This window comes from Arthrobacter sp. Y3221159, assembly GCF_059089885.1.
On sequence record NZ_JBNHFC010000003.1, the window covers coordinates 216,302 to 233,605 of the forward strand.

Genomic DNA, 17,304 nt, shown 5'->3' on the forward strand with positions numbered 1-17,304 from the left:
GTCCTGCACTGGCCGAATATTCGTGAGCGCAGCCACATTGCGACTCGTGCGAACCCGCACAAGGGAGCCTGGCCGGACACAGTTGCGGAACCGGCCAGGCCAGGAAGCCGGGGCTATGTCTTGGGAGTTCCCGGTGCCTTTACTTGCGGAACCTCGCCGGTAGCCAAACGCTCGGTCAACTGCGCCTGGACGGCCTCGCTGACCTGGTCCGCCAGGTGCTCCTGGTAATGCTCCTGCACGGATTCCTGAATCTGTTCAGCAACGTGCTCCTGGTAATGCTCCTGCACGGAATCGTGCATGGAATCCTGGACCTGCTCGGTGACGTGGGCGGTCATCTGGTCCCGGGCCAACTTGCGTTGTGCGCGCATCAGGGTCTGATGTTCCCGGTGGAAGGCCTTGGCCGTGGAAATGCTCATCAGGATGATCACCACGCTGAAGGGCACGGCGGTGAGGATGGCCGCGGTTTGGATCGCCTGCAGGCCATTGGCCAGGAGCAGGGTAATGGCAACGGCAGCGGCCGACAGCGCCCAGAAGACGCGCAGCCAGTTCTTCGGTTCCACGTCTCCGCCGGTTGAGATCATGCCCATCACAAGGGCGCCGGAATCCGCCGATGTAATGAAGAAAATGGCGATCAGGAGAATTGCGCCTAAGGTGAGGACAACCCCGCCGGGAAGGCTTCCCAGCAGGTTGAACAGCGCACCCTCGGTGTCCACGCTGCCGTCGTCGCCGATAAGGCCTCCGGCACCGAACAGCTCCCGGTGGATGGCGGCACCGCCAAGGACGGAGAACCACAGGAAGCCCAGGGCGGTGGGTACCAGGAGGACGCCTGCGACGAACTGCCGGACGGTGCGGCCTTTGGAAATGCGGGCGATGAAGATACCCACGAACGGCGCCCACGAAATCCACCAGCCCCAGTAAAAGGTGGTCCAGGCGGCCTGCCAAGCCTCACCCTCTGCGCCGGAGAAAGCCAAAGTATTGAAAGTTAGGCCCACGACGTTCTGGAAGTAGTGCCCGATTGACTGCACGAACTCACGCATCAGGAAAAGTGTGGGGCCGGTAAACAGCACAACCAGCATCAGCAGCCCAGCCAGGACCAGGTTGGTGTTGGAGAGCCATTTCATGCCCCTGCCTACGCCCGACACGACCGAAATGATGGTCAGGGTAATGATGCAGAGGATCAACCCGATCTGCGTCATGGTTGTGGCCTGGAGGATGTTTGCCTCTTCAAGGCCTGCCGAGATCTGCAGGACGCCCAGGCCGAGCGACGTGGCGACGCCGAACAGCGTCCCCACCAGGGCCACGATGTCGATCAGGTTGCCCCACGCGCCGGCAACGCGCCTGCGGCCCAGGAGCGTCTCAAGCGTCCACCGGATGGAGATGGGGCGGTTCCTGCGGTGTACTGCGTAGGCGATGGATACGCCCACCACAACGTAGATGGCCCAGGCATGAAGGCCCCAGTGAAGGTAGGTTTGCGTCATGGCCTGCTGGGCGAGCTCCAGCGGGGAGCCTTCAACACCGGGCCTGGGAGCGGCAAAATGATTCAGGGGCTCCGCCACACCGAAGAAGACAAGGCCAATGCCCATGCCCGCCGCGAAGAGCAGCGCGAACCAGGACATCACGGAGAACTCTGGCTCGTCGTCATCGTGGCCCAGCTTGATATCGCCGTAGCGGCTGAGGCCGATCCACAGGGAAAACACAACGAAAAGAGCAACGGCTGCCACGTAGTACCAGCCAAACCATCTGATGACGTTGCCCTGGACGGATGCGAAGAGATCGGTGGCGGCCGCCGGAAAGATCGTGGCAAACAGGACAAATATGACGATGACGGCGGCTGCCGGCCAGAAGACCCACCGCGCCAGTTTCGAGCCGCCGGCACGGGGTTGATGCCCCGCCTCCTCCTTCACGGCCGGCGGTGTTTCCCCGGGTGGTTGGCTGATGGTCCTGGTGCCAGGTGAGGCGGACATTCCCTGTTTCTCCTTATGCGCTGTATGGCGCTCAGACTAGTGTTCTCTTGTGCTGGCGCCGCGTGTCCGCGGCGGTGCATTACGGCATCAAAAGAGGCTCAGGGCCGGAGAAGCGCTGGCCCCGGGGGTTTTGATGCCGGGATCGAGACGTGCCTGGTGCGGGCCTTACAACTGTAGGCCCGGAAAATGAGAAAAGCACCAGCTCCGAAGAACTGATGCTTCCCAGTGGTGGCTCCGACCGGCGTCGATCCGGTGACCTTTCGATTTTCAGTCGAACGCTCTACCAACTGAGCTACAGAGCCTAGGTGACTAGTCACCATGAGAGCCGGAATTGCTTCCAACAATCAGAGCGACCCTGACGGGACTTGAACCCGCGACCTCCGCCGTGACAGGGCGGCGCGCTAACCAACTGCGCTACAGGGCCTTGCTTTTCTTGCTTTTGCAGTATCTCTACCGCTTTTTTCAAGGCTTCCAGCCTACCAGACTTTTTTAGTCTGCTTGACCAGTTCCTTGCGTACCCCCAACGGGATTCGAACCCGTGCCGCCGCCGTGAAAGGGCGGTGTCCTAGGCCGCTAGACGATGGGGGCCAGAACCGGTTCGGAGCAAAATAAAAGGCGTAAAGCGAGGCTTTCCGTCTTTGTCCTTTGCGTTCTCCGAACTGGACTCTAAAACTATAGGGCCTAGTTCCTGATAATCCAAAATCGGCCAAAAACCCCGTGCCTGAACAGGGCGAACAGGTGAAGATGGACTGATGGATGCCGTTGCAGCGCTCAATGAAATTGCCTTCTGGCTGGAGCGCGGACGCGCTGCCACCTTCAAGGTCCAGGCCTTCCGGAAAGCAGCCGCGGCCATCAGCCCGCTGCCGGCTGCAGAAGTGGCCGAGCGGACCAGGACCGGCCGGCTGAAATCCATGAAGGGCATCGGCGACCGGACCTACCAGGTCATACAGCAGGCGGTGGCGGGCGGTGTCCCCGACTATTTGGCCGACCTGCGGGAAAAGGGCGCCCAGCCGCTGGCCTCCGGCGGCGGCGAACTTCGCAGCGCCCTCCGGGGGGACCTGCACAGCCACAGCGACTGGTCCGACGGCGGCTCCCCCATAGAGCTGATGGTGGCGGCCGCCGGGGTGCTCGGGCGGGAGTACCTGGCGCTGACCGACCATTCGCCCAACCTCACCATTGCCAACGGGTTGTCAGCGGAGCGGCTCATCAGGCAACTCGATGTGGTGGCTGCGATCAACGCCGACGGGCAATCCACGCCCAACGGGCAGCCGGAGGGCAAGGTGCGGCTGCTGACGGGGATCGAGGTGGACATCCTGGAATCCGGCGAGCTGGACCAGGACCCGGAGCTGCTGGACCGCCTGGACATCGTGGTTTCCAGCGTCCACTCAAAGCTGCGCGCAGACCGGAAAACCATGACCCGGCGGATGCTCGGCGGCATCCAGGCCCGGCATACGAACGTGCTTGGCCACTGCACCGGCCGGCTGGTGGAGGGCTCGCGGGGTACCCGCCCGCCGTCGGAGTTCGATGCCAAGGAAGTGTTTGCCGCCTGCGCCGAGAACAATGTGGCAGTGGAAATCAACTCCCGGCCAGAGCGGCAGGATCCGCCTGATCCACTGATCCAGCTCGCCTTGGAGGCCGGTTGCCTGTTCTCAATCGACAGCGACGCGCATGCGCCCGGCCAGCTCGATTTCCTTCAGTACGGCGCCGAGCGCGCTGCGCGGAACGACGTCCCGCAGGACCGCATCATCACCACCTGGCCGGTGGAACGGCTGCTGGAGTGGGCCGCGACGAAGTAGCCGCGGGCCCCTGGAGCGGCAGCGCAACAATCCAGTGCGCCGCTATTCGACGGCGTCAGCGAGTTTCTGCCGGAAGTCCGCTTTGGTGGAGAGAACCAGCTTTTCGCCGTTCAGGAAGAAGGTTGGGGTGCCGCTGACTCCCAGTGCCTCTCCGTCGGCGATATCCGCCAGGATCCGCTCCTCCGTTTGCTGGTCGGCGACGGCGGCGTCATACAGGGCCAGGTCCAGCCCCAGCGCCTCCGCGTAGGTGCGGAACAGCGGTGCCTGGGACTGCTGGCTGCCGGCCCACTGGGGCTGGGTCTCGAAAAGCCTGTTGGCCATCTGCTGGTACTGGCCCTGCTGCCCGGCGGCCTCGGCAGCGAGGGCGGCCTGGCCCGAGTTCGGGTGCATCGACAGCGGGAAGTGCCGGTGCACGAACGTGATCCGGTCCCCGAACTCCGCCTTGAGCTCCTCCACCACGGGATGGATGGAACCGCAGGACGGGCACTCGAAGTCGAGGAACTCCACCAGCTGGGCCTTCTCAACCGCCGGGGTGGTGAGCCGGTGGCTGTCCGCCCGGACCAGTTGTTCCGCGCCCGCCACAGGGGGCGCCGCCTGCTGCTGCTTCCCAGCTACCGAAAGCGCGAACCAGACGGCCCCGCCAATCACGATGACGGCCAGCACGATCCAAATGATTGTCCTGACGAGGCGTGCCTTATCGCGGGGCGGAGCAGGGCTTGAGACCATAATCCGCATCCTAGCCGAGGGCGGCGGCCGCGCCCGCTCAAGGGCTCTGCAAGATTGGCAGGAAGTTGCCTAGACATGGCCGATTTCCGCCAGCCCCGGGCTGTCCGGTCCCGATACATTGGCTCCATGCCCTCAACCGTCCCCGCCCGCAAACACAATTCCGAGTCCCTTCCGGCAGCCTCCCCGGCCAAGGCCCTGGGCGTGGCAGCGATGGCGGTCACGGTGGTGTTCTGGGCCTCGGCCTTCGTGGGCATCCGGGCCATCGGGCCGCACTTCTCCCCCGGATCCCTGACGCTTGGCAGGCTGGCGGTTGCCGCCGTCGTACTGTCCTTCCTGGTGCTGCCGCAACTGCTGAAGAGCCGGAAGCTGCCGCGGGGGCACGAGTGGTGGCCCATCCTGGCCTACGGGGTTATGTGGTTCGGCGGCTATAACGTGGCGCTCAACGCCGCCGAGCATGTCCTTGATGCAGGCACGAGCGCCCTGCTCATCAACGTCAGCCCTATCCTGGTGGCCATCATGGCCGGCCTCTTCCTCAAGGAGGGCTTTCCGCGGTGGCTGCTGATCGGCAGCACGGTGGCTTTTGCGGGGGTGGCGCTGATCGCGCTGGGGTCCGGCCAGGCAGCCGGACCCGCGACCGGCACAGGGGAAAGCGCGACGGCGGACCTGGCGGGGGTTGCGCTGTGCCTCCTTTCCGCCGTGCTCGCGGCGGTCAGCGTGATCATCCAGAAGCCGGTGCTGCGGAAAATCCCCGCGGCGCAGGCCACCTGGTTCGGAATCCTGGTGGGGGCGGTGTGCTGCCTGCCTTTTGCCGGGCAACTGGCGTCCGAGGTGCAGGCCGCGCCGCCCGGAGCCACGGCCGGACTGGTGTACCTGGGCATCTTCCCCACTGCCATCGCCTTCACAACGTGGGCCTACGCCCTCTCGCTCGTGGACGCCGGCAAGCTGGCGGCCACCACCTACCTGGTTCCCGGAGCCACCGTGCTCATTTCCTGGCTCCTGCTCGGCGAGATCCCCACGGCCTGGGGTCTGGCGGGCGGCGTCATCTGCCTGCTGGGCGTAGGGCTGACCCGCCGCCGGAGCCGTTCAGGGACGGAGTCCACGGAGCCTGGTCGGCGCTAAAGTCGGAGTATGCCTCCCAGCCTTCCGCCCGGCCTTCCAATCATTCCCGACGGTCCGCATGAGCCGCTGGGCTTCCGGATGTCCGCGGATGAATTCGAGGCCGCAGTGTCCGATGCCCTGGACAGCATCCCGGAGAAGCTTGCCCGTGCCATGGACAACGTGGCCGTCTTCATCGAAGACGATTACGTGCCCGGACCGGGGGAAGATCCTGACACCGTGCTGCTGGGAATCTACGAGGGCGTCCCGCTGACCGAACGCGACTCCTGGTGGGATGCAGGGTCCCTGCCGGACCGGATCACCATCTTCCGGGAACCCATCCTGGAAATCTGCTCGTCGCGGGAGGACGTGATCCACGAGGTGGCGGTAACCGTGGTTCATGAGATCGCGCACCACTTCGGCATCTCCGATGACCGGCTGCACGAGCTGGGCTGGGGCTAGCCTTGTAGGCATGGGACACCACCACAGCCACACCCACGGCATCACCGCTACCGGCCAGCACCGGAAGCGGCTCGTGGCCGTGCTGGTGATTACGCTTGCCGTTGTCCTGGTCCAGGTGGTGGGTGCCATCCTGTCCGGGTCGCTCTCCCTGCTGGCTGACGCCGGGCACATGCTCTCCGACGCAGCCGGGGTGACGATCGCCCTCCTCGCAGCGTGGATCGCCGGAAGGCCCGCCAGCGACCAGCGCACGTACGGATACCAGCGGGCAGAAGTGCTGGCAGCCCTGGCCAACGCCCTCATCCTGATCGTGATCTCCGTGGTGATCTTCACCGAGGCCATCCGCCGGATCGGCTCCGCGCCGGAAGTGGCCACAGACATCATGCTCTTCGCCGCCATCCTTGGCGCGGTGGCGAATGTCGCCTCCCTGTTGATCCTGCACGGCGCCCACCATGAAAGCCTCAACGTCCGCGGCGCCTACCTGGAGGTCCTCGGCGACCTCCTGGGCTCATTCGCCGTTATTGCGGCCGCCGTGGTGATCATGCTGACCGGCTTCAACGCCGCGGACACCATCGCCTCGGTGGTGATCGCCGCGCTGATCCTCCCGCGCGCCTGGACCCTGCTGCGCGACGTGGTGGATGTCCTGCTGGAAGCCAGCCCCAAGGGCGTGGAAGTGCAGATGATCCGTGAGCATATCCTGTCCGTGGCAGGCGTCACCGACGTGCATGACATCCATATCTGGACCATCACCTCCGGCGTGCCGGTGTTCTCAGCCCACGTGGTGGTGGAGGACGGGGTGCTGAACGCGCGTGGCGCAGACCAGCTGCTGGACAAGCTCATCACCTGCCTGGGCTCCCACTTCGACACGGACCACTGCACCTTCCAGCTGGAACCGGCCAGCCACTCGGAGCATGAGGCGCACCAGCACGCATAGGCGCACGGGCACTGTCCCGATGTCAGCTCAGGATGTCCCTGGTGACGAACCGCCCGTAGGCCAGCGCCCCGAACACCGCGATGTAGCCGCCCTGCAGCAGGGCGTTGCTGGTGAACGAGTCCCACAGCAGGGGCTGGCGCAGCATGTCGCCGAACCCGAACCAGTAATGGCTAAACAGCCACGGGTGCAGCCATTCCAGCTGCGGCAGCTGGTCCAGGACCTGGGACACCACCGAAACCACCACGGTGGCCGCCATTGCGCCCACCGGAACCACCGTGAGGGTGGACAGGAAGAGCCCGACGGCGGAAAGCCCCGCCAGCGAGACGGCCAGGTAAGCGGCAATCAGGAGGATGCGGACGGCGGCTTCGGGCGCCTGGATGACGTCGCCTGACAGCAGTGTCACGGGCCCCACCGGAAACAGGGCGGCACCGATTGCGGCACCGGCAAGGCCGACAGCAAGCGGCGCGACAATGCAGAACGCGAGCGCCCCTGCGTATTTGACCAGCAGCAGCCGGACCCGGCCGGCGGGCGCGACCAGCAGGTACCGGAGGGTGCCCAGGTTTGCCTCGCCGGCGATGGTGTCCCCGGCCACTACCCCCACCGTGAGCGGCAGGAACAGCGGCACCGAGACCAGCATGGCAGTGAAGGCAACAAACAGGCCGTTCTGGCTGATACGGTCCAAGAAGGCCGGGCCACGGCCGGGCGGAACGGCGGACGACACCCGCACCGCGATGGCGATCAGCACGGGAATGGCTGCCAGCGCCAGCAGCAGCGCCCACGTTCGGCGGCGGCCGAACAGGACCCGCAGCTCCGAGAGCATCAGGGAGAATGCGGACTCCCGCGCCTCCCGGGCCGCTGGTGCGGCTGTTCCGGGGACTTCCGCCGGCACGCTACTGGGCAACGTCGAACCCCTCTCCAGTCAGGGCAACAAAGCGGTCTTCCAGGCTTTCGCGTTCGACGGCGAATCCCCGCACCCGCACGCCGCCCGCCACCAGGTGCCCCACAATATCCTCGGGAAGTCGGCCGTCGGCTGCCGCGGACAGGCTGGCGAGGAGGACCTCGCCGTCGGGCTGGGCTCCACCGCCCTCCGCGGCCAGGCCCAGGCCGGCCAGCACGAACCTGGCCGGCCCGGCGTCGGGTGTCAGCAGCCGGATCCGTGCGCTGCCGGCCCGGCGCAGTTCGGCGAGCGGTCCCTGCGCCACGAGGCGGCCGGCGCTCATGATGGCGGCGTGCGTGCACATCTGCTCCACCTCGGCGAGCAGGTGGCTGGAGACAAAGACCGTGGCCCCGTCATGGGCCAGCGAACGGACCAGGTTGCGCACCTCGCGCGTGCCCTGCGGGTCCAGTCCGTTGGTGGGCTCGTCCAGCACCAGCAGTTCCCGGCGGGCGAGCAGGGCGTTGGCGATGCCCAGCCGCTGCTTCATTCCCAGCGAGTAGGCGTGCACCTTCTTGCCGGCGGCATGCGAGAGCCCCACCCGTTCAAGGGCACGGTCCACCCGGTCCTTCCGGGTGGCGGGCACGGTGCTGCGGCCGGCGGCATCCAGGCGGGCAAGGTTCGCTGCACCGGACAGGAACGGGTAGAAGGCGGGTCCCTCCACGAGCGCGCCCACCCATGGCAGCACGTCCCGGAACCTGCCCGGCATCTCCATTCCCAGCAGGGTCACCGTTCCTGCTGACGCCGCGGCAAGTCCCAGCAGCATGCGGATAGTAGTGGTTTTGCCGGATCCGTTGGGACCAAGGAACCCGAACACGGAACCTGGCGGCACGGCGAGGTCCACGGCGTCCACGGCAACCTGCCGGCCAAAGTTCTTGGTCAGGCCCTGCGTCTCAATGGCAAGATTGTATGTCCCGGGGCCGCTTGCGCCCGGCGGGATCACGGAGCCGCCGAGGCAGCGGCCTGCAGCCTGTCCGCCGGCACCATGCCGGCGAAGATGCGGCCGTCATCGGTGACGAGCACGTTCAGGAGCGTGGTGGACAGCAGCCGTCCGCCCGGGACGGCGACTGCGGCCTGGGACAGCAGAGGATCCCGCAGCAGGGAGTCCGCAAGGGTCCCGCCCGCCGCCGCGGCCGGGATGCCAACAACCGTCTCCCAGCCCTTCCCCGCGACGGAGGGACGGGCCTGATGCTGCCGGAGGGCCGCCAGATGTTCGGGAGTGATGACCATGCCGGGGGCGCGGAAGCTGAGCGGCCACCGGGCCGGGTCACGGAACTGCAGTTCCTTGACGGTGCTGCCGGGCGGGGGAACGAAGGTGAAGAGGGAGTCGTCCGGCACATCCAGGGACAGGCTGGTGAAGCCGGCACGGAACGACGGCGTGGAGGCACCCCGGGCGGTCACCTGGACGGACAGGGGCAGCCCGGTTTCCCCATCAACGGCAATGGCCACCTTGCCCACAAGCGTGGCATCGGTGCGCGGTTCAAGCACCAGGTTGTAGGCGGTGCGCCCTGCCACGTCCACGTCCTCACCCACTGACACTGCCGTGCTTGGCTCCACCTTGGCCAGGAGATGTCCGGCAATGTCCGCGGGCGTGTGCGTGTGCACGCCGTCCGGGTTGGCCGGTTCGGCCGGAGGCAAGTTCGGGTCCTGATGTCCGGCGTTTGGCGGCACGTGTAGCGGCAGGTCGCTGGCGACGGCCGGAAGGGTCAGATGCGCCGTGGAGTTGTCCTTGGAGGAATAGAACCAGAGGTCATTGTCCCGGCGGACTATGTCCCGTTCGGCCAGCCGGTCCACCACCTGCACCCGGACCTTGGTCTTGCCGTCCATGTATACCCGTGCGGTGTGCTCGCCGGAGAGCAGCTCGAACAGGGAGGCTGCGCCGCCTGCAGAGGCGGGCCCGGATGTGGGCCCGGCAGCGGGCAGTTCCGGCAATCCCAAATCTGACGATTGCTCAACAGTGGCGGAAAAGGTGGAGACCTTGTGCTGAGCCAGCAGGGCCAGCACTTCCGCCGGCGACTTTTCGGGCAGAGGGTCGCCAGCCCGGGCCGGGATAGTTCCCGCGAGTACCCCGGCGGCGATCACTGCAGGTACTGTCATGGCAGGCAACCAGCGCAGCCAGGCACGCCTGGCACCCGGCGGATTCCGCCGTGGAAGCCAGCTGCCGGAGCCGGTGGTGTCGGAGCCCGCTGTGTCTGAGCCCATAGCTCAAGATTACGCCTGCGCAGGCGCGTAGACACGGGCCGGAAGCCCCTTCCTGGAAGGCGTTTTGGTACCACGGGCACCGGTCACGCAGGCGTCACGGTTCCCGAGCCGCCGTCGACCGTAACCCTCTGCCCGGTGGTGATCCTGCCCGTGGCATCGGGAACACCAACGACGGCCGGAATGCCATACTCCCGGGCCACCACCGCGCCATGGGAGTTGGGGCCGCCCATTTCCATCACCAGGCCGCCCGCCGTGAGGAACAGCGGGGTCCAGCCGGGGTCCGTGGACGGGGCCACCAGGATTTCGCCGGGCTCAAGGTGTGCGCCCACGGGATCCAGGATGACACGGGCAGCTGCTGTCACGGATCCCGCGGAGGCGGGGCTCCCGGCCAGCGCGCCGTTCGAAGCTGCACCAGCCGCCGGCTGCAGCGCCTCGAGCTCGGTGCCGTCCGAGAGCAGCACCCGGGGGACGCGCCGCCGCCCGAGTTCCCACTCATAAGCGGCCCGCCGCTCCGCCACCAGCTCCCGCAGGTCCAGGGCTCCGCCGCCTGCCTGTTCCGGCAGCGCCTGATGCGCTTCGTGGAAGTCGAGGAAGAAAATGTCGTCGGGCTGTTCAAGGATTCCGGCTTCGGCGAGTTCCCTGCCCACGTGCCGCAGCTGCCTGCGGACCTCCGCGAGGCCCAGGACCAGCTGGTACTTCGGCAGCTCCCGCAGCCCGGCAAAGAGCCGCGCCCTCCGCAGGGCAGCCCGGACCACCATAGCGTGCACGCGGCTGCGTGCCCCTGCACGGGCTACGAGCCTTGCAACCTGCGCGTTTGCATCCTCGGCCGCCTTGCTGAACTGCACGTCAGGTGCCAGGTCCGGGTCCTCCAGCCGAAGGTAGTTGGCCAGGACACCGATGATGTGGGCGGGGTCATCGGACCAGCGCGGCATCCCGACGTCGATCTCCGCCACTGCGCGGTGGCCGTACCGGTCGAGGAACCTGGTGAGGCCGGCCTCAAGCCGGGCGGGGACACGTCCGGCCTGGAAGTCCTTGGCCAGGCCTGAGGGGTCCTGGGTTGTGAGGGCGGTGTATGACTCGGCGTCGTCCCTGATGGCGACGGCGAGCCGCCACAGCTCCAAGTCCATCTCGGTGGTCACGTTGTTGGGCAGGCCCCGAAGCACCGGCTGGAGTTCGTCCCACCGGGTGCCGCCCAGCACCCTCCCCGCCACGGCCATCATGGCGAATCCCAGGGCGGGAAGCGGCAGGATGGCGGGAACGATGGCGAACAGGCGGGTCCGCAGGAGCATTTCGGCGTGCTCGAGGCGCCTGGCGGGTCCGGCGGCGTCCGGTGCCTCCAGCGCCGCCTCGAACTCGCGGGTGAAGCGGTCCAGGCGACGGAGTGCAGCAGCGGGCCTGAACATCCCCCGCAGGACCGACTCGGGGGCCCTGGCCCGGACCGCGGCGGGAACAACATGGCGGAGCAGCGCCAGCGGCGTCCGGCGGGTCACGGAGAATGCCGGATCGTCGAAGAGCTGCCTCAGCAGGCCGGCCGAGCGGGCCTCCATGACGTCGAACACGCGGGGAAGGATCCGCCGGCCCACGGTGCTTCGCAGCGGGGTGGTGAGGTCGAAGTACAGCCGCTGCCCGGCTTCCGCGTAGGGGGACGGCCCCCGGCGCGGATCGGGAACGTGGAACCCTGCCGCCTGCGCCACCGAGGAGGCGATGAGCCGGAATGCCGCCCGTCCCATGGGTGTGATGGGCCGGGTCAGGCCCTGCGCAAGGCTGAAGCAGAGGTAGACCCTGGTGCCGTTACCGCTGCCGTGCGCTTCGGACCGCTGCGGGACCGGATAGAGGGTGGTGATGGGCCTGGACTGGGTCAGCCACAGGATTCCGGAGCCGTCGATGGCCCATTCGATGTCCTGCGGCGCTCCGAAGTATTGCTCTGCCTGCCGGCCCAGCCGTGCCAGCGCGGCGGCCTGGCTGTCGGCAAGGCACTCGCCCGCCGCGGCGCCGGCCGCCTCGATGGTCCGGGTCCCGCCTCCCGGGACTGCCCGGACCGCCAGCTTCTTGTCCCCCGGTTTCCGCTCCAGGACCCTGCCTGTCAGGGCATCAACCACGTAGTGGTCCGGGTTTACCGCCCCGGACACTACTGCCTCGCCCAGGCCGGGGCTGGCATCGATGACGGTGTGGCCCCGGCGGCCCGTCAGCGGGTTGGCGGTGAACATGACCCCGGCGGTCTCTGCCTCCACCATCCGCTGGACCACCACGGCAAGGGCGACGCCGGTGGGATCAATGCCCAGGCTGGCGCGGTATGCGGTGGCACGGTCCGTCCACAGCGACGCCCAGCACTTCCGCACCGCTTCCAGCACTGGCTCGACGCCTACCACATTGAGGTAGGTGTCCTGCTGCCCGGCGAAACTTGCGAACGGCAGGTCTTCAGCGGTGGCAGATGACCGCACCGCCACCGGCGCGTTTTGGCCCAGCCCACGGTAGGCCTGTTCGACGGCGGCAGCTACGTCATTGGGGATCGGTGCGGCCAGGATGGCGCTGCGGGCACCCGCAGCAAGATCGGCCAGCTCCGAAGGATCCAAGGGGCCGGCACCAGGCGCCGCCTTCAGGGCGGCCTGGACGTTGGCGATGCCGGGAAGCAGGGAGGAAGGCGTGCCGGTGGCCCGGCGGTACGCCTCCGTGGTGAGGCAAAAGCCGTCCGGCACGGGCAGGCCCGCGGACATCAGTTCGCCCAGGTTGGCAGCCTTGCCTCCTGCCAGGTCCAGCATGCCGGCGTTCACGGAGGACAGGTCCCGGACCAGTCCGGGACTGTCCGCCGCAAGGCTTCCCTCGGGCTCCGCGTGCGGCCGCATGTCCGTGTGTCCCTGGTGGCGGGGCTACGGGATCAGGCGGCGTCGCCGAGGATGGGTCCGAACCTGGCACGGTCCGCCAGCCGGGGGTCTTCCCGGTCCGGGACCACCATGACGGGGCCTTTGGCGTGGTGCAGCACGCCGTCGGACGTGGAACCCAGCAGCATCCCGGTGAAGCCGCCGCGGCCGCGGGTTCCCACCACCACCAGCTCCACGTGGCGGCTTTCCTCCACCAGCACGTCCACCGGTGATCCGTCCCGCAACTGCGATTCGGCGGGAAGGGCCGGGTAGTGGCTGCGGAGCCAGGCCATACCGGCGTCCAGGGTCACCTGGATGTCAGCGAAAAGGGCCTTGCGGTCCATCGGTGCCGGAACCCAGGCCAGCGAACCGCTGTACTGGGGAACGGCACAGACTACGCGCAGGGTGGCCCCCAGCCGCTCAGCCTGGTCTGCTGCTTCCAGTACGGCAACCCGGGCCTGTTCGGACCCGTCCACGCCCACCACCACCACGTTTTCCACGCGTTGATGCCCGGCTTTTGCCTGTTCAGCCCTGATGCGCCGGTCCTCGGTGGTTTCGCCGAGCCGGTCGGAGCAGACGAGCGGCACGGTCACCGTGGGGCACTTGGCGTGGGCGGGCAGGGCGCTGCTTACCGACCCCAGGAGCCGGCCCACGAAGCCGCCGCGGCCGCGGGTGCCGAACACCAGGAGTTCGGCAGTTTCGGACATCTCCAGCAGCACCCCAGAGGCGTCCCCGTTTTCCACGGACGAGGTCACCTCGATGTCGTACTGGGAAACCTTCTGCAGGGCCTGCCGGACAACAGCCTCGGCACCCTCACGGATCACGGAGTCGTCCACTGTGGCATAGCCGCCGTCCAAGCCGGACGCAGCGAAGATGGGCACTGAGTATGCGGTAACGATGTGCAGGGGACGACGGCGGCGCTGGGCTTCACGGGCCGCCCACACCAAGGCGCACTGGCCGTGGTCCGAGCCGTCAACGCCAACCACGATTCCCTCGGGCGTGGCGGAAGTGCCTCCGCCGTCCCGGGCCGGATCCGGATGCAACTCGTGTGCGCCCATGGGGCCGCCTCCTTGCGCTACTGCCGCCTGATGCTGCGGCTATTCTGCCAGAAGCGGGGAGCGTTTCCCGCACCCGGCGGGCAGCCGCACGCGCCGGCGGAACAACCCGCCTCCGCTTCTCACTATTCTCCGTCCGCGATGCCTTCGCAAGCCTGACCAGCGCGGAAATCCACATGTTATCCACAGCCTTTCCACACCCTCTCGGAAAGCGCGTTCACCCGCAGAAGAATGTTTGCGTTTTGGGCTATCCCTGGCCGGAAATGTTCTGTAGTCTTCAGGACATTGTTGGTCCGGGAAGCCCGCAGGCACCGCCTGCCAGGGCTGCCCTCCAATGTGCTGCGGCCGGACTTTGGGGGGGCACGGAACGCGCGCGCCGGCAAGGATGCCGGCACCAGCCGAAACTTCGAAGGAGGGAACTGTAGTGTCAAGCATGCCTGGGAGTGCCGGGACCGAACAGACCACCACCGTGATCATTGGCACGGGGCTTTCCGGCCTTGCCGTGGCGGCCGAGCTGCGCCGGCGCGGGGTGGACTCCATCGTGGTGGACGGCCTCGACGTCCTGGGCGCCGCCCAGCCAGCGACGGCCTCGCTGCAGCGCTGCGATGCGGCGGACCCCGCCACCCTCCGTGAGCGGAACGAGATCCTGCGGCACCTGCGGAACTATGCCGCCAGCCACAAGGTGGACGTCCGGAACAGCACCCGTGCAATGCAGCTGACAATGGTGGACGGCGCTCCCGCCGAGGCCGCCCCGCAGTGGGAGGTCCACACGGCCACAGGTGTCCTCCTGGCGGACCACATCGTCCTGACCCGCTGTGCGCAGGGCCAGCTCCGGCGGATGATCAACGAGTTCGGCATCGCCGTGGGGCGGAACCTGGCTGCGGCCATGCGGGCTATCGGTATCTACCTGGTGGGCGTCGGTGAGCTGATTACGCCCTCCCCCAAGGAAGTCCTGCGCCAGGCCAAGACCGTTGGCCTGGCCATTTCGGCCAAAGTCCATCCAGACACCCTGGCATCCCCGGCAACGGGAACCCTGGCGATGCTGTCCTGGTAGCGGGGCTGACCGCGCTGACCGTCCGGAACCTGTTCGCGTCTGGATCTCTTGCGCCGGCTACTCAGCGTCCGCCTGATCTTCGCCAACTGACAGCCGACGCTTTGCGATGAACGCCAGGGCAACGAGCAGGCCCACGGCCACAGCGGCGAAAATCACAATGCTCCATTGAAACGGCTGTTCGGTGTTCACCGGCACCGACGGTTCCGCCGTCGCGCCCGGCTCAGCCGTACCCATTCCCGGAACTGTAGCGGCCGCCGTCGGACTTCCTGCCGGTGCAGCCCCTCCCGCAGCGCCGGCCGCGGAAAAGCCGAAGGTGCCCTCAATGGGGTGTGAATCCGAACTGACCACCCGCCATGAAACCGTGTATGCCCCTGCCGGTCCTCCCGGCCGAAGCTTTTGCGACGCCACGTTGTCAACGATCTGCACCGGCCCGTCGGCCCATTCGGTGCCTGACGCATCCTTGACCGAGAAGGACGCGCCGATGCCCAGGGGGTTGTTGTTAAACGTCACCGACACCTGTTCGGGCGGGGCGGGAACCGACGCGCCCTGCGCCGGGCTGCTGGACTCTGCGGCGTCGTGGGCCGCGGCCGGACCGGCCAGGCTGCCCAGCACTGCGGCGGCAAAGACGAGGAAACCGAGCAGGAAGCTCAGCGGACGGCGGATGGGGCGCATGCGGGACTGCTCCTTGTGTTGGCTTCCTTACAGACTAGGGGAATTTGCCGGGCCTTCCGCCGCCGCCGCCATAGGATGCAGTTATCCCCACATACTCCCCCGGAGGACTAATGCTTAAGCAAGGCTCTGCCCTGGACCGGTATTTCAAGATCACCGAGCGCGGTTCCAACCTCTCCCGCGAAATCCGCGGCGGCTTCGCCACCTTCTTCGCCATGAGCTACATCGTGGTGCTGAACCCGCTGATCCTCTCGGGCCCCGATTCCAGTGGCACCACGCTTGGGTTCCCGGCGGTTGCAGCGGTGACGGCGTTCATCGCGGGCATCCTGACCATCCTGATGGGTGCCTGGGCCAAGCATCCCTTCGCACTTGCCACCGGCCTGGGCGTCAACGCCTTCGTTGCCGTCACCGTGGCCACCAACCCAGGGCTGACGTGGCCGGACATGATGGGACTGGTGGTCCTGTCCGGCGTGACCATGCTGATCCTGGTCCTCACGGGCTTCCGGACCGCCGTCTTCAAGGCCGTGCCGGACGGGCTCAAGACCGCCATCGTGGTGGGGATCGGCCTGTTCATCGCCCTGATCGGGCTCGTAAACGCGGGCTTTGTCCGGCGGATCCCGGACGTGGCCGGAACAACCGTCCCGGTGGGCCTGGGCTTTGACGGCAAGCTCCTGGGCTGGCCGACGGCGGTGTTTGTCTTCGGTTTGGTCCTGACCATCGCGCTGGTGGTGCGCAAGGTCAAAGGCGCCATCCTGATCGGCATCATCACCTCCACGGTCATCTCCGTCATCCTGGAACAGACGCTGCGCATCGGCCCCAGCGTGGTTCCGGGCAAGGAATACAACCCCGAGGGGTGGTCCCTGGTGGCCCCCTCGTTCTCGGAGTGGGCCGCACCGGACCTTTCCCTGATCGGCAAGGCAGACCCCTTCGGCGCGTTCGAACGCCTGGGCTTCGTGGCGGCCACGCTGCTGGCCTTCGTCATCCTGCTCAGCATCTTCTTCGATGCGATGGGCACCATGGTGGGCCTGGCCAATGAAGCAGGCACCGTGGACGAGCACGGCAACATTCCGGACGTGGACCGCGTCCTCCAGGTGGATGCGCTGGGTGCCATTGTTGGCGGCGGCGCGTCCGTGTCCTCCAACCAAATCTACGTCGAGGCCGGCGCCGGCATCGGCGAGGGCGCCCGGACAGGCATCGCATCGATTGTCACGGGCCTGCTGTTCCTGGTGGCCATGTTCTTTACCCCGCTGATCAACCTGGTCCCGTTCGAGGCCGTGGCACCGGCGCTGGTGGTGGTGGGCTTCATGATGGTGTCCCAGGTGGGCAAGATCGACTGGCAGGACTGGGGCATCGCCATCCCCGCCTTCCTGACCTTCACCCTGATGCCCTTCACCTACTCCATCGCCAACGGCCTGGGCGCCGGCTTCATCGCCTACGTGCTGATCCGCACCGTCCAGGGCCGGGTGAAGAACATCCACCCGCTGATGTGGGCCGTGGCCGCAGCATTCCTTTTGTTCTTCGCCGTAGGTCCCATCGAGGCAGCCCTGGGAATGTAGCC

At 67.1% G+C, this 17,304-nt stretch carries 14 protein-coding genes and 3 tRNA genes; 6 read left to right on the forward strand and 11 right to left on the reverse strand.

All coding sequences use genetic code 11. The features are described 5' to 3' along the window. Window positions 1-113: 113 nt before the first annotated feature. The 4 genes from AC5RT3_RS05165 to AC5RT3_RS05180 form a co-directional block, all read right to left on the reverse strand. Window positions 114-1,964: a BCCT family transporter gene (locus AC5RT3_RS05165; protein ID WP_494052155.1), complete on the reverse strand. Its 1,851-nt coding sequence runs from the start codon at window positions 1,962-1,964 to the stop codon at window positions 114-116. Window positions 1,965-2,190: 226 nt separating this feature from the next. Further along, window positions 2,191-2,266: transfer RNA gene (locus AC5RT3_RS05170), tRNA-Phe, on the reverse strand. Between the two features lie 48 nt (window positions 2,267-2,314). Then, window positions 2,315-2,388: transfer RNA gene (locus tag AC5RT3_RS05175), tRNA-Asp, on the reverse strand. A 91-nt stretch (window positions 2,389-2,479) separates the two neighbouring features. Continuing rightward, a tRNA-Glu gene (locus AC5RT3_RS05180) sits at window positions 2,480-2,552 on the reverse strand. Window positions 2,553-2,716: 164 nt separating this feature from the next. On the opposite strand from AC5RT3_RS05180, the gene AC5RT3_RS05185 reads away from it, so the two are divergent. Then, window positions 2,717-3,760, forward strand: coding sequence for a PHP domain-containing protein (locus tag AC5RT3_RS05185; RefSeq protein ID WP_494123653.1), 1,044 nt, complete (start codon window positions 2,717-2,719; stop codon window positions 3,758-3,760). Window positions 3,761-3,802: 42 nt separating this feature from the next. Here AC5RT3_RS05185 and AC5RT3_RS05190 read toward each other — a convergent pair whose 3' ends face one another. Further along, window positions 3,803-4,486, reverse strand: a complete 684-nt coding sequence (locus AC5RT3_RS05190) for a DsbA family protein (protein WP_494052157.1) — start codon at window positions 4,484-4,486, stop codon at window positions 3,803-3,805. 126 nt (window positions 4,487-4,612) lie between these two features. Here AC5RT3_RS05190 and AC5RT3_RS05195 point away from each other — a divergent pair, with 126 nt between their 5' ends. Genes AC5RT3_RS05195 through AC5RT3_RS05205 form a run of 3 tightly spaced genes read left to right on the forward strand, consistent with a single transcriptional unit; the run spans window position 4,613 to window position 6,974 of the window. After that, window positions 4,613-5,605 carry a DMT family transporter gene (locus tag AC5RT3_RS05195; RefSeq protein WP_494052158.1) on the forward strand — a complete coding sequence of 331 codons (993 nt, stop codon included), beginning with the start codon at window positions 4,613-4,615 and terminating at the stop codon, window positions 5,603-5,605. Window positions 5,606-5,614: 9 nt separating this feature from the next. Beyond that, window positions 5,615-6,043 carry a metallopeptidase family protein gene (locus AC5RT3_RS05200; RefSeq protein WP_494010922.1) on the forward strand — a complete coding sequence of 143 codons (429 nt, stop codon included), beginning with the start codon at window positions 5,615-5,617 and terminating at the stop codon, window positions 6,041-6,043. Between the two features lie 10 nt (window positions 6,044-6,053). Next, window positions 6,054-6,974 carry a cation diffusion facilitator family transporter gene (locus tag AC5RT3_RS05205; RefSeq protein ID WP_494123654.1) on the forward strand — a complete coding sequence of 307 codons (921 nt, stop codon included), beginning with the start codon at window positions 6,054-6,056 and terminating at the stop codon, window positions 6,972-6,974. Between the two features lie 22 nt (window positions 6,975-6,996). Here AC5RT3_RS05205 and AC5RT3_RS05210 read toward each other — a convergent pair whose 3' ends face one another. The 5 genes from AC5RT3_RS05210 to AC5RT3_RS05230 form a co-directional block, all read right to left on the reverse strand. Beyond that, window positions 6,997-7,794 (reverse strand): ABC transporter permease, encoded by a 798-nt coding sequence (locus AC5RT3_RS05210; protein ID WP_494052204.1) that lies wholly within the window; start codon window positions 7,792-7,794, stop codon window positions 6,997-6,999. A gap of 70 nt (window positions 7,795-7,864) precedes the next feature. Beyond that, window positions 7,865-8,851, reverse strand: coding sequence for an ABC transporter ATP-binding protein (locus AC5RT3_RS05215; protein WP_494052160.1), 987 nt, complete (start codon window positions 8,849-8,851; stop codon window positions 7,865-7,867). Beyond that, complete coding sequence (locus AC5RT3_RS05220) at window positions 8,848-10,110, reverse strand: LolA family protein (protein ID WP_494123655.1); 1,263 nt, start codon at window positions 10,108-10,110, stop codon at window positions 8,848-8,850. The genes AC5RT3_RS05215 and AC5RT3_RS05220 overlap by 4 nt, the downstream gene beginning before the upstream one ends. Before the next feature lie 83 nt (window positions 10,111-10,193). Continuing rightward, complete coding sequence (locus tag AC5RT3_RS05225; protein WP_494123656.1) at window positions 10,194-12,953, reverse strand: PEP/pyruvate-binding domain-containing protein; 2,760 nt, start codon at window positions 12,951-12,953, stop codon at window positions 10,194-10,196. Window positions 12,954-12,985: 32 nt separating this feature from the next. Further along, window positions 12,986-14,026, reverse strand: coding sequence for a universal stress protein (locus tag AC5RT3_RS05230; protein ID WP_494052163.1), 1,041 nt, complete (start codon window positions 14,024-14,026; stop codon window positions 12,986-12,988). A gap of 430 nt (window positions 14,027-14,456) precedes the next feature. Here AC5RT3_RS05230 and AC5RT3_RS05235 point away from each other — a divergent pair, with 430 nt between their 5' ends. Beyond that, window positions 14,457-15,077: an NAD(P)-binding protein gene (locus tag AC5RT3_RS05235; RefSeq protein WP_494052205.1), complete on the forward strand. Its 621-nt coding sequence runs from the start codon at window positions 14,457-14,459 to the stop codon at window positions 15,075-15,077. A gap of 57 nt (window positions 15,078-15,134) precedes the next feature. Here the strand turns inward: AC5RT3_RS05235 and AC5RT3_RS05240 are convergent, their stop codons facing one another. Next, window positions 15,135-15,749 (reverse strand): copper resistance CopC family protein, encoded by a 615-nt coding sequence (locus AC5RT3_RS05240; RefSeq protein ID WP_494123657.1) that lies wholly within the window; start codon window positions 15,747-15,749, stop codon window positions 15,135-15,137. A gap of 110 nt (window positions 15,750-15,859) precedes the next feature. On the opposite strand from AC5RT3_RS05240, the gene AC5RT3_RS05245 reads away from it, so the two are divergent. Continuing rightward, window positions 15,860-17,302 (forward strand): NCS2 family permease, encoded by a 1,443-nt coding sequence (locus AC5RT3_RS05245; protein ID WP_494052165.1) that lies wholly within the window; start codon window positions 15,860-15,862, stop codon window positions 17,300-17,302. Window positions 17,303-17,304 lie beyond the last annotated feature (2 nt).

Coding starts and splice junctions, on each gene's coding strand:
- AC5RT3_RS05185 (WP_494123653.1), top strand. CDS start 2,717: ATGGATGCCGTTGCAGCGCTCAATGAAATTGCCTTCTGGCTGGAGCGC.
- AC5RT3_RS05225 (WP_494123656.1), bottom strand. CDS start 12,953: ATGCGGCCGCACGCGGAGCCCGAGGGAAGCCTTGCGGCGGACAGTCCC.
- AC5RT3_RS05200 (WP_494010922.1), top strand. CDS start 5,615: ATGCCTCCCAGCCTTCCGCCCGGCCTTCCAATCATTCCCGACGGTCCG.
- AC5RT3_RS05165 (WP_494052155.1), bottom strand. CDS start 1,964: ATGTCCGCCTCACCTGGCACCAGGACCATCAGCCAACCACCCGGGGAA.
- AC5RT3_RS05190 (WP_494052157.1), bottom strand. CDS start 4,486: ATGGTCTCAAGCCCTGCTCCGCCCCGCGATAAGGCACGCCTCGTCAGG.
- AC5RT3_RS05240 (WP_494123657.1), bottom strand. CDS start 15,749: ATGCGCCCCATCCGCCGTCCGCTGAGCTTCCTGCTCGGTTTCCTCGTC.
- AC5RT3_RS05235 (WP_494052205.1), top strand. CDS start 14,457: ATGCCTGGGAGTGCCGGGACCGAACAGACCACCACCGTGATCATTGGC.
- AC5RT3_RS05230 (WP_494052163.1), bottom strand. CDS start 14,026: ATGGGCGCACACGAGTTGCATCCGGATCCGGCCCGGGACGGCGGAGGC.
- AC5RT3_RS05195 (WP_494052158.1), top strand. CDS start 4,613: ATGCCCTCAACCGTCCCCGCCCGCAAACACAATTCCGAGTCCCTTCCG.
- AC5RT3_RS05210 (WP_494052204.1), bottom strand. CDS start 7,794: ATGCTCTCGGAGCTGCGGGTCCTGTTCGGCCGCCGCCGAACGTGGGCG.
- AC5RT3_RS05245 (WP_494052165.1), top strand. CDS start 15,860: ATGCTTAAGCAAGGCTCTGCCCTGGACCGGTATTTCAAGATCACCGAG.
- AC5RT3_RS05220 (WP_494123655.1), bottom strand. CDS start 10,110: ATGGGCTCAGACACAGCGGGCTCCGACACCACCGGCTCCGGCAGCTGG.
- AC5RT3_RS05205 (WP_494123654.1), top strand. CDS start 6,054: ATGGGACACCACCACAGCCACACCCACGGCATCACCGCTACCGGCCAG.